Here is an 11,249-nt window from a genome sequence, read left to right on the forward strand (position 1 = left end):
TCAGACCGCCCTCATCAGCAGGGTCGCGGCGACCAGGAGGGCAGCGCCGCCGAACATCGAGACCGCGTACGAGCGCGCGTAGCCGTTCTGCAGTTTGCGCAGCCGGCCGGAGAGTCCGCCGAAGCCCGCCGCCGTGCCGTTGACGACGCCGTCAACCAGGGTGTGGTCGACATATACAAGGGAGCGGGTGAGGTGTTCGCCGCCGCGGACCAGGACGACGTGGTTGAAGTCGTCCTGGAGGAGGTCGCGGCGGGCCGCGCGGGTGAGCAGCGAGCCGCGCGGGGCGACGGCGGGCACGGGGCGGCGCCCGTACTGCAGGTAGGCGATGCCCACGCCGATGATCAGGCAGACCATGGTGGCGCCGGTGACGACGCCCGCGCTGATCGGGGAGTCGCCCTCGCTGTGGCCGGTGATCGGCTCCAGCCAGTGCAGGAAGCGGTCGCCGATGCTGAAGAAGCCGCCGGCGAAGACCGAGCCGACCGCCAGGACGATCATGGGGATGGTCATGACCTTCGGGGACTCGTGCGGGTGCGGCTCGGCGTGCTCGCCGTGGTGTTCGGCGGCGGGCTCGGCGCTGGGGGCCTCCGGGGAGCGGGTGGGCTGGTTGCGCCAGCGTTCCTCGCCGAAGAACGTCATCAGCATCACGCGCGTCATGTAGAAGGCGGTGATGGCCGCGCCGACCAGGGCGCAGGTGCCGAGGATCCAGCCCTCGGTGCCGCCCTTGGCGAACGCCGCCTCGATGATCTTGTCCTTGGAGAAGAAGCCGGACAGGCCCGGGAAGCCGATGATCGCGAGGTAGCCGAGGCCGAAAGTGATGAAGGTGACGGGCATGTACTTGCGCAGGCCGCCGTACTTGCGCATGTCGACCTCGTCGTTCATGCCGTGCATGACGGAGCCGGCGCCGAGGAAGAGTCCGGCCTTGAAGAAGCCGTGCGTCACCAGGTGCATGATCGCGAAGACGTAGCCGATCGGGCCGAGGCCGGCGGCGAGGACCATGTAGCCGATCTGCGACATGGTCGAGCCGGCGAGGGCCTTCTTGATGTCGTCCTTGGCGCAACCGACGATCGCACCGAAGAGGAGGGTGACGGCGCCGACGACGGTGACGACCAGCTGGGCGTCGGGGGCCGCGTTGAAGACGGCTCCGGAGCGGACGATGAGGTAGACGCCCGCGGTCACCATGGTCGCCGCGTGGATGAGGGCGGAGACCGGGGTGGGGCCTTCCATGGCGTCCCCGAGCCAGGACTGCAGCGGTACCTGGGCGGACTTGCCGCAGGCGGCGAGCAGCAGCATGAGGCCGATCGCGGTGAGCCTGCCCTCGGAGGCGTCGGTGGCGTGGCTGAGGACCGGGCCGAACGCGAACGTGCCGAACGTCGTGAACATCAGCATGATCGCGATCGACAGGCCCATGTCGCCGACGCGGTTGACGATGAAGGCCTTCTTGGCCGCGGTCGCGGCGCTGGGCTTGTGCTGCCAGAAGCCGATCAGCAGGTAGGAGGCGAGGCCGACGCCCTCCCAGCCCACGTACAGCAGCAGGTAGTTGTCGGCGAGGACGAGCAGCAGCATCGCCGCGAGGAACAGGTTGAGGTAGCCGAAGAAGCGGCGGCGCCGTTCGTCGTGCTCCATGTACCCGACCGAGTACAGGTGGATGAGCGAGCCGACGCCGGTGATCAGCAGGACGAACGTCATCGACAACTGGTCGAGGCGGAAGGTGACGTCCGCCTGGAAGCCCTCCACCGGCACCCAGGTGTACAGGTGCTGCATCAGGGTGCGGTGTTCGGGGTTCTTGCCGAGCAGGTCGGCGAAGAGGATGACGCCGAACACGAAGGACGTCGTCGACAGGATCGTGCCGATCCAGTGTCCTACGGCGTCCAGGCGCCTGCCACCGACGAGCAGGACGGCCGCTCCGAGCAGGGGCGCCGCGATGAGCAGCGCAATCAGGTTCTCCACGATTCAGCGACCCCTTACAGCTTCATCAGGCTGGCGTCGTCGACCGAGGCCGAGTGGCGGGTACGGAACAGCGACACGATGATCGCGAGCCCGACCACGACCTCCGCGGCGGCGACGACCATCGTGAAGAAGGCGATGATCTGGCCGTCGAGATTGCCGTGCATCCGGGAGAAGACGACGAACGCGAGGTTGCAGGCGTTCAGCATGAGCTCGATGCACATGAAGACGACGATCGCGTTCCGTCTGATCAGCACACCGGTGGCGCCGATGGTGAACAACAGGGCGGCGAGGTAGAGGTAGTAGACGGGGTTCACTTCGACGCCTCCTCGCTGCGCTTGAAGTGCGCGGGCTCGACCGGGGTGCGCTCCAGCCGTTCCTCCGAGCGCTGTTCCAGGGCCCGCAGGTCGCCGAGCGCCTCGGCTGAGACGTCACGGATCTGGCCACGGTCGCGGAGCGTCTTGCTGACGGTGAGCTCGGACGGGGTGCCGTCGGGGAGCAGCCCGGCGATGTCCACGGCGTTGTGCCGGGCGTAGACGCCGGGGGCGGGCAGCGGCGGCAGGTGCTTGCCGTCGCGGACGCGCTGCTCGGACTGCTCGCGCTGGGTCCTGGCGCGCTCGGTGCGCTCGCGGTGGGTGAGCACCATGGCGCCGATGGCGGCGGTGATGAGCAGGGCGCCGGTGATTTCGAAGGCGAAGACGTACTTGGTGAAGATGAGGGCGGCGAGGCCCTCCACGTTGCCGTTGGCGTTGGCCTGGCCGGTGCCCGCGAAGTCCTTCAGGGAGGCGTTGGCGATGCCCGCGAGGAGCAGGACGCCGAAGCCGACCCCGCACAGAAGGGCCAGCCAGCGCTGCCCCTTGATGGTCTCCTTCAGGGAGTCGGCGGCGGTCACACCGACCAGCATCACGACGAAGAGGAACAGCATCATGATCGCGCCGGTGTAGACGACGATCTGCACGATGCCGAGGAAGTAGGCGCCGTTGGCGAGGTAGAACACCGCCAGGACGATCATGGTTCCGGCGAGTGACAGCGCGCTGTGCACGGCCCGCTTCATGAAGACGGTCGACAGGGCGCCGATCACGGCGACGGTGCCGAGGACCCAGAACTGGAAGGCCTCGCCGGTGGAGGTGGTGTAGGCGGCGAGCTGCTGCGGGTTCATCGGCCGATCACCTCCTGCGAGGCCGGTTCGTCCGGGCCGGAGGTGGAGTCGGCCTCCTGGGGGACTTCGCCCTTGGAGACGGCCACCTGGCGTACGGTCCCGGGCGCGGCCTCGGTGACCAGGCCCCGGTAGTAGTCCTGTTCGTCGGTCCCCGGGAAGATCGCGTGCGGCGAGTCGACCATGCCGTCCTCGAGTCCGGCGAGGAGCTGTTCCTTGGTGTAGATGAGGTTGGCGCGGCTGCTGTCGGCCAGTTCGAACTCGTTGGTCATCGTGAGGGCGCGCGTGGGGCACGCCTCGATGCACAGGCCGCACAGGATGCAGCGGGCGTAGTTGATCTGGTAGACGCGGCCGTAGCGCTCGCCGGGCGAGTAGCGCTCCTCGTCGGTGTTGTCGGCGCCTTCCACGTAGATGGCGTCGGCGGGGCAGGCCCAGGCGCACAGCTCGCAGCCGATGCACTTCTCCAGGCCGTCCGGATGGCGGTTGAGCTGGTGCCGTCCGTGGAACCGCGGGGCCGTGGTCTTCTTCTGCTCCGGGTACTGCTCGGTCAGCCGCTTCTTGAACATGGCCTTGAAGGTCACGCCGAAGCCGGCGACGGGGTTCTGGAAACCGGGCTTGGTCTCCTTGGGCTCCTCAGCCATCGGACGCCTCCTTTCCATCCGTAGGTCCGTCACTGACAGTGTCCGGGCCGCCACTGACAATCAGCTCGCGCTCCCGGCGGGGGGTGCGCCGGGGCACCGGCGGCAGTTCCTGTCCGGGCAGCGGCGGTACGGGGAAGCCGCCCGCCATCGGGTCGAACGCGGCCGGTTCGGCGGCGGGCTGTGCGGCTTCCTTGCCCTTGTCGCGGAAGATGTCGACGACGAAGGACAGCAGGAGCAGGGCGAGGACTCCGCCGCCGACGTAGAGGGCGATGTCGGCGAAGCCGTAGTTCTGGTTGCGCAGGGTCCGCACCGTCGCGACGAGCATCAGCCAGACGACGGAGACCGGGATGAGGACCTTCCAGCCGAGCTTCATCAGCTGGTCGTAGCGCACGCGCGGGAGCGTGCCGCGTACCCAGACGAAGCCGAACAGCAGCAGGACGACCTTGGCGACGAACCAGAGCATCGGCCACCAGCCGTGGTTGGCGCCGGCCCAGACGGTGCTGATCGGCCAGGGGGCCCGCCAGCCGCCGAGGAACAGGGTGGTCGACACGGCCGAGACCGTCACCATGTTGACGTACTCGGCGAGCATGAACATCGCGAACTTGATCGACGAGTACTCGGTGTTGAAGCCGCCGACGAGGTCGCCCTCGGACTCGGGCATGTCGAACGGGGCGCGGTTGGTCTCGCCGATCATGGTGACGACGTAGATGACGAACGAGACCGGCAGCAGCAGGATGTACCAGCGGCCCTGCTGCTGGTCGACGATCGTGGACGTCGACATCGAGCCGGAGTACAGGAACACGGAGGCGAACGCGGCGCCCATGGCGATCTCGTAGGAGATCATCTGGGCGCAGGAGCGCAGGCCGCCGAGGAGCGGGTAGGTGGAGCCGGAGCTCCAGCCGGCGAGGACGATGCCGTAGATGCCGACGGAGGCGACCGCGAGGATGTAGAGCATCGCGATCGGCAGGTCGGTGAGCTGCATGGTGGTGCGGTGGCCGAAGATGGAGATCTCGTTGTCGGCCGGGCCGAACGGGATGACCGCGATGGCCATGAACGCCGGGATGGCCGCGACGATCGGCGCGAGGACGTAGACGGCCTTGTCGGCGCGTTTGACGACGACGTCTTCCTTGAGCATCAGTTTGATGCCGTCGGCGAGCGACTGGAGCATGCCCCAGGGACCGTGCCGGTTGGGGCCGACGCGCAACTGCATCCAGGCGACGACCTTGCGCTCCATGACGATGGAGATCAGCACGGTCACCATCAGGAAGGCGAAGCAGAAGACCGCCTTGAGGACGACCAGCCACCAGGGGTCGCGGCCGAACATGGAGAGGTCTTCTGCGGCGAGGAACGGGCTCATGCCTCCACCTCCTTGGGTGCCTCACCGGCGGTGGCCGCCGGGCCGATGCGGACGAGGGAGCCGGGCAGCGCCCCGGTGTCGGAGGCGACGCCGCCGCCGGCCGAGTTCAGCGGGAGCCAGACCACGCGGTCGGGCATCTCGGTGACCCGGACCGGGAGTTCGACGGTGCCGGAGCCCGCGGTGACGGCGATGAGGCCGCCGTTCTCGACGCCCGCCTCGGTGGCGGTCGCCGCGGACACGCGTGCGTGGGCGGCGTGCCGGGTGCCCGCCAGTGCCTCGTCGCCGTCCTGGAGGACGCCCTGGTCGAGGAGGAGCCGGTGCCCGGCGAGCACGGCCTCCCCGACGGCGGGCCTGGGCAGCGAGGCCGCCGTCTCCCGCGGTTCGGAGGCCTTGGGACCGTCCCAGGCGCCGAGCCGGTCCAGCTCCGCCCGTGCGGTGCGCAGGTCGGGCAGGCCGAGGTGGACGTCCATGGTGTCGGCGAGCATCTGCAGCACGCGCGCGTCGCTGGGCGGGAGCCGCCGGGTCATCTGGTCGGGCTTGAGGGCGGCCTCGAACAGACGCGCCCGGCCTTCCCAGTTGAGGAAGGTGCCGGCCTTCTCGGCGACCGCGGCGACCGGCAGGACGACGTCGGCGTGCTCGGTGACCTCGCTGGGCCGCAGTTCCAGCGAGACCAGGAAGCCGACGGCCTCGAGTGCCGCACGCGCGCGTGCCGGGTCGGGCAGGTCGGCGACCTCGACGCCGGCGACCAGCAGGGCGGAGAGCTCGCCGCGGGCGGCGGCCTCGATGATCTGGCCGGTGTCGCGGCCGTAGCGGAGCGGGAGTTCGGAGACGCCCCAGGCGGCGGCGACCTCGTCACGCGCGCGTGGGTCGGTGGCCGGACGACCGCCCGGCAGCAGCGACGGCAGCGCACCGGCCTCGATCGCGCCGCGCTCACCGGCCCGGCGGGGGATCCACACCAGCTGGGCGCCGGTGGCGGTGGCGGCCCGCACGGCGGCGGTGAGACCTCCGGCGACCGCTGCCAGCCGCTCTCCCACGACGATCACCGCGCCGCCGGTGCGCAGCGCTTCTGCGGCCTGGGCACCGGACTCCTCCAGGCCGACGCCGCTCGCGAGGGCGTCCAGCCACTCGGTCTCGGTGCCGGGTGCGGCAGGCAGCAGTGTGCCGCCGGCCTTCTCCAGCCCGCGCGTGGCGTACGTGGCGAGGGAGAACACCTGCTGCTTGTGCTTGCGCCAGGCCTTGCGCAGCCGCAGGAAGACGCCGGGGGCCTCCTCCTCCGACTCGAACCCGACCAGGAGGACGGCGGGCGCCTTCTCCAGGGAGGTGTAGGTGACGCCCGTACCGTCCAGGTCGCGGCCGCGGCCGGCGATCCGTGCGGCCAGGAAGTCGGCCTCCTCGCTGCTGTGCACGCGCGCGCGGAAGTCGATGTCGTTGGTGTCGAGGGCCACGCGCGCGAACTTGCTGTACGCGTAGGCGTCCTCGACGGTGAGCCGGCCGCCGGTGAGGACGCCGGCCCGGGAGCGGGCGGCGGCCAGGCCCCGGGCGGCCGCTTCGAGGGCCTCGGGCCAGGAGGCGGGTTCGAGGACGCCCTGGTCGTTGCGGACCAGGGGGGTCTCCAGGCGGTCCTTCTGCTGCGTGTACCGGAACGCGAAGCGTCCCTTGTCGCAGATCCACTCCTCGTTGACCTCGGGGTCGTTGGCGGCGAGCCGCCGCATGACCTTGCCGCGCCGGTGGTCGGTGCGGGTGGCGCAGCCGCCCGAGCAGTGCTCGCACACCGACGGCGAGGAGATCAGGTCGAAGGGCCGGGAGCGGAAGCGATACGCCGCCGAGGTCAGCGCGCCGACCGGGCAGATCTGGATGGTGTTCCCGGAGAAGTACGACTCGAACGGGTCGCCCTCGCCGGTGCCGACCTGCTGGAGGGCGCCGCGCTCCAGGAGTTCGATCATCGGGTCGCCGGCGACCTGGTTGGAGAACCGGGTGCAGCGGGCGCACAGCACGCACCGCTCGCGGTCGAGGAGCACCTGGGTGGAGATCGGGACGGGCTTCTCGTAGGTGCGTTTGCGGCCGTCGAAGCGGGACTCGGCGTTGCCGTGGGACATCGCCTGGTTCTGCAGCGGGCACTCGCCGCCCTTGTCGCAGACCGGGCAGTCCAGCGGGTGGTTGATGAGCAGCAGCTCCATCACGCCGTGCTGGGCCTTCTCCGCCACGGGCGAGGTGAGGTGAGTCTTCACCACCATGCCGTCCGTACAGGTGATCGTGCAGGAGGCCATGGGCTTGCGCTGGCCCTCGACCTCGACGATGCACTGGCGGCAGGCGCCGGCCGGGTCGAGCAGGGGGTGGTCGCAGAAGCGCGGGATCTCGATGCCGAGCTGTTCGGCGGCGCGGATGACCAGGGTGCCCTTGGGCACGCTGATCTCGATGCCGTCGATCGTCAGCGTGACGAGGTCCTCCGGCGGGACCGCCGCCGCTCCCCCCGACGAGGGGGAACTCGTGGTCACGGTCATGCGTTCACCTCCGGGCGGTCCGCCCAGGCCGTCGACTTGGCCGGGTCGAAGGGGCAGCCCCGGCCCGTGATGTGCTGTTCGTACTCCTCGCGGAAGTACTTGAGCGAGGAGAAGATCGGGGACGCTGCGCCGTCACCGAGGGCGCAGAAGGACTTGCCGTTGATGTTGTCGGCGATGTCGTTCAGCTTGTCGAGGTCAGACATCACGCCCTTGCCGGCCTCGATGTCGCGCAGCAGCTGCACGAGCCAGTAGGTGCCTTCGCGGCAGGGGGTGCACTTGCCACAGGACTCGTGGGCGTAGAACTCGGTCCAGCGGGTGACGGCGCGCACGACGCAGGTGGTCTCGTCGAAGCACTGGAGTGCTTTGGTGCCGAGCATGGAACCGGCGGCGCCCACTCCTTCGTAGTCGAGGGGGACGTCGAGGTGCTCGTCGGTGAACATGGGCGTCGAGGAGCCGCCGGGGGTCCAGAACTTCAGGCGGTGGCCGGTACGCATCCCGCCGCTCATGTCGAGGAGCTGGCGCAGGGTGATGCCGAGCGGTGCCTCGTACTGGCCGGGGCTCGCGACGTGGCCGCTGAGGGAGTAGAGCGTGAAGCCGGGTGACTTCTCGCTCCCCATCGACCTGAACCATTCCTTGCCCTTGTGCAGGATGGCGGGAACCGAGGCGATGGACTCGACGTTGTTCACAACAGTCGGGCAGGCATAGAGCCCTTCGACAGCCGGGAAGGGGGGACGCAGCCGCGGTTGGCCGCGGCGGCCTTCGAGCGAGTCGAGCAGTGCGGTCTCCTCACCGCAGATGTACGCGCCGGCGCCGGCGTGCACGGTGAGTTGCAGGTCGAGCCCGCTGCCGAGGATGTTCTCGCCGAGGTAGCCGGCCGCGTAGGCCTCGCGCACGGCCTCGTGCAACCGCCGCAGGACGGGGACGACTTCACCACGCAGGTAGATGAAGGCGTGCGACGACCGGATGGCGTAGCACGCGATCACGATGCCCTCGATGAGGCTGTGCGGGTTGGCGAAGAGGAGCGGGATGTCCTTGCAGGTCCCGGGCTCGGATTCGTCGGCGTTGACAACTAGATAGTGCGGTTTGCCGTCTCCCTGCGGAATGAACTGCCACTTCATCCCGGTGGGGAATCCCGCGCCGCCGCGGCCGCGCAGTCCGGACTCCTTGACATAGGCGATCAGGTCGTCCGGTGACATGGCGAGCGCCTTGCGGAGCCCCTCGTATCCCTCGTGCCTGCGGTAGACGTCGAGCGTCCAGGACCGGTCCTCGTCCCAGAAGGCCGACAGCACGGGTGCGAGCAGCTTCTCGGGGCTGGTGTCCTTGAGGTCGGGTACCACCGTCATCACTCCCCCTCCTCGGCTGCAGGCCCTGCCGGGTGCGACGGGTCGGAGGCCGAGGTCTCCTGCGGTGCGTCGTGGGAACTGAGGTGCTCGGTCGGCGACGGCTCGTGCACCGGCCGGTCCGGCCGGCTCTGCGTCTCCTGCGGACCTCCGCGTGGATGGACGACGCGTGCGGGTGCGGCCTCACCCCTTGCGAGGCGGAGGCCCACCAGCGACGCGGGTCCCGCACTGCCGCTCTCTTCGACGGCCCCGGGCCGCTCGTCGGGGAAGCCGGCCAGGATCCGCGCGGTCTCCTTGAAGGTGCACAGCCGGGCGCCGCGCGTGGGCTCGACGTCCCGGCCCGCGCGCAGGTCGTCGACGAGGCGTTTGGCGCTGGCCGGGGTCTGGTTGTCGAAGAACTCCCAGTTGACCATCACGACGGGCGCGAAGTCGCAGGCCGCGTTGCACTCGATGTGCTCCAGGGTGACCTTGCCGTCGCCGGTGGTCTCCCCGTTGCCGACGCCGAGGTGCTCCTGGAGGGTCTCGAAGATCGCGTCGCCGCCCATGACCGCGCACAGCGTGTTGGTGCAGACGCCCACCTGGTAGTCGCCCGACGGCTTGCGCCGGTACATGGTGTAGAAGGTGGCGACGGCGGTGACCTCGGCCGTGGTCAGCTCCAGGACGTCCGCGCAGAACTGCATCCCGGTGCGCGTGACGTGCCCTTCCTCCGCCTGAACGAGGTGCAGCAACGGCAGCAGGGCGGACCGGGAGTCGGGGTAGCGGGCGACGATGTCGCGCGCGTCCGCCTCCAGGCGGGCCCGGACGTCGTCCGGGTACGCGGGCGCGGGCAGCTCGGGCATGCCCAGGCTGACACCGCGCTCCGAAGAAGAGGTGGTCACCGGTCGACGCCTCCCATCACGGGGTCGATGGACGCCACCGCGACGATGACGTCGGCGACCTGGCCGCCCTCGCACATCGCCGCCATGGCCTGCAGGTTGGTGAAGGACGGGTCGCGGAAGTGGACCCGGTAGGGGCGGGTGCCGCCGTCGGAGACGGCGTGCACGCCGAGTTCGCCCTTGGGTGACTCGACGGCCGCGTAGGCCTGCCCGGGCGGGACCCGGAAGCCCTCGGTGACCAGCTTGAAGTGGTGGATCAGGGCCTCCATGGAGGTGCCCATGATCTTCTTGATGTGGTCGAGGGAGTTGCCGAGTCCGTCCGGCCCGAGGGCGAGCTGGGCCGGCCAGGCGATCTTCTTGTCGGCGACCATGACCGGTCCGGGCTGGAGCCGGTCCAGGCACTGCTCGACGATCCCGAGCGACTGGCGCATCTCCTCCAGGCGGACCAGGAAGCGGCCGTAGGCGTCGCAGGTGTCGGCGGTCGGGATCTCGAAGTCGTACGTCTCGTAGCCGCAGTAGGGCTGTGCCTTGCGCAGGTCGTGCGGCAGGCCGGCGGAGCGCAGGATCGGGCCGGTGGCGCCGAGGGCCATGCAGCCGGCCAGGTCGAGGTAGCCGATGTCCTGCATGCGGGCCTTGAAGATGGGGTTCCCGGTGGCGAGCTTGTCGTACTCCGGGAGGTTCTTGCGCATCTTCTTCACGAACTCGCGGATCTGGTCGACCGCGCCGGGCGGCAGGTCCTGGGCGAGGCCGCCGGGGCGGATGTAGGCGTGGTTCATCCGCAGGCCGGTGATGAGTTCGTAGAGATCGAGAATCATTTCACGATCACGGAAGCCGTAGATCATGATCGTGGTGGCGCCGAGCTCCATGCCGCCGGTGGCGATGCACACCAGGTGGGAGGAGAGCCGGTTCAGCTCCATCAGGAGCACCCTGATGATGTCGGCGCGCTCGGTGATCTGGTCCTCGATGCCGAGGAGTTTCTCGACGGCGAGACAGTAGGCGGTCTCGTTGAAGAAGGACGTCAGGTAGTCCATGCGCGTCACGAACGTGGTGCCCTGCGTCCACGTGCGGAATTCGAGGTTCTTCTCGATCCCGGTGTGGAGGTAGCCGATGCCGCAGCGGGCCTCGGTGACCGTCTCTCCGTCGATCTCCAGGATGAGGCGGAGCACTCCATGGGTGGACGGGTGCTGCGGGCCCATGTTGACGACGATGCGTTCGTCGTCGGCGCGGGCCGCGGACTGGACGACCTCGTCCCAGTCGCCGCCGGTGACCGTGTAGACCGTGCCCTCGGTGGTCTCCCGCGGAGTTGCGTGCTGCGTGCTCATGAGTACGACCTCCGCTGGTCCGGAGCCGGGATCTGGGCGCCCTTGTACTCGACGGGGATGCCGCCGAGGGGGTAGTCCTTGCGCTGCGGGTGGCCCTGCCAGTCGTCCGGCAT

Annotated in this window: 9 protein-coding genes and 1 pseudogene; all 10 read right to left on the bottom strand. The window is 69.5% G+C overall.

Features of this window, described 5'->3' with window-relative positions:
* A complete protein-coding gene (nuoL, locus tag JF597_RS38460; RefSeq protein WP_294007000.1) occupies window positions 1–1,947 on the bottom strand; it encodes an NADH-quinone oxidoreductase subunit L in 1,947 nt (648 codons plus the stop codon).
* A gap of 14 nt (window positions 1,948–1,961) precedes the next feature.
* Window positions 1,962–2,261, bottom strand: coding sequence for an NADH-quinone oxidoreductase subunit NuoK (gene nuoK / locus JF597_RS38465; protein ID WP_046726439.1), 300 nt, complete (start codon window positions 2,259–2,261; stop codon window positions 1,962–1,964).
* Complete coding sequence (locus JF597_RS38470; protein WP_294007005.1) at window positions 2,258–3,103, bottom strand: NADH-quinone oxidoreductase subunit J; 846 nt, start codon at window positions 3,101–3,103, stop codon at window positions 2,258–2,260. The genes nuoK and JF597_RS38470 overlap by 4 nt, the downstream gene beginning before the upstream one ends.
* Window positions 3,100–3,741: an NADH-quinone oxidoreductase subunit NuoI gene (gene nuoI / locus JF597_RS38475; RefSeq protein ID WP_294007008.1), complete on the bottom strand. Its 642-nt coding sequence runs from the start codon at window positions 3,739–3,741 to the stop codon at window positions 3,100–3,102. The genes JF597_RS38470 and nuoI overlap by 4 nt, the downstream gene beginning before the upstream one ends.
* Window positions 3,734–5,098, bottom strand: a complete 1,365-nt coding sequence (nuoH, locus tag JF597_RS38480) for an NADH-quinone oxidoreductase subunit NuoH (protein ID WP_294007011.1) — start codon at window positions 5,096–5,098, stop codon at window positions 3,734–3,736. Before nuoH ends, nuoI begins: the two co-directional genes overlap by 8 nt.
* Complete coding sequence (locus tag JF597_RS38485) at window positions 5,095–7,599, bottom strand: NADH-quinone oxidoreductase subunit G (protein WP_294007014.1); 2,505 nt, start codon at window positions 7,597–7,599, stop codon at window positions 5,095–5,097. The genes nuoH and JF597_RS38485 overlap by 4 nt, the downstream gene beginning before the upstream one ends.
* The gene (gene nuoF, locus JF597_RS38490) at window positions 7,596–8,945 is read right to left on the bottom strand and encodes an NADH-quinone oxidoreductase subunit NuoF (protein WP_294007017.1); all 1,350 of its coding nucleotides are present in this window, start codon (window positions 8,943–8,945) and stop codon (window positions 7,596–7,598) included. Before nuoF ends, JF597_RS38485 begins: the two co-directional genes overlap by 4 nt.
* A complete protein-coding gene (gene nuoE / locus JF597_RS38495) occupies window positions 8,942–9,817 on the bottom strand; it encodes an NADH-quinone oxidoreductase subunit NuoE (protein WP_294007020.1) in 876 nt (291 codons plus the stop codon). The genes nuoF and nuoE overlap by 4 nt, the downstream gene beginning before the upstream one ends.
* Window positions 9,814–11,136, bottom strand: a complete 1,323-nt coding sequence (locus JF597_RS38500; RefSeq protein WP_294007023.1) for an NADH-quinone oxidoreductase subunit D — start codon at window positions 11,134–11,136, stop codon at window positions 9,814–9,816. The genes nuoE and JF597_RS38500 overlap by 4 nt, the downstream gene beginning before the upstream one ends.
* Window positions 11,133–11,249 (bottom strand): annotated as a pseudogene (locus JF597_RS38505) (NADH-quinone oxidoreductase subunit C); the annotation flags it as partial. The gene JF597_RS38500 and the pseudogene JF597_RS38505, both read right to left, overlap by 4 nt.

Source organism: Streptomyces sp., assembly GCF_019510245.1.
In the GTDB taxonomy this organism is placed as follows: Bacteria; Actinomycetota; Actinomycetes; order Streptomycetales; family Streptomycetaceae; genus Streptomyces.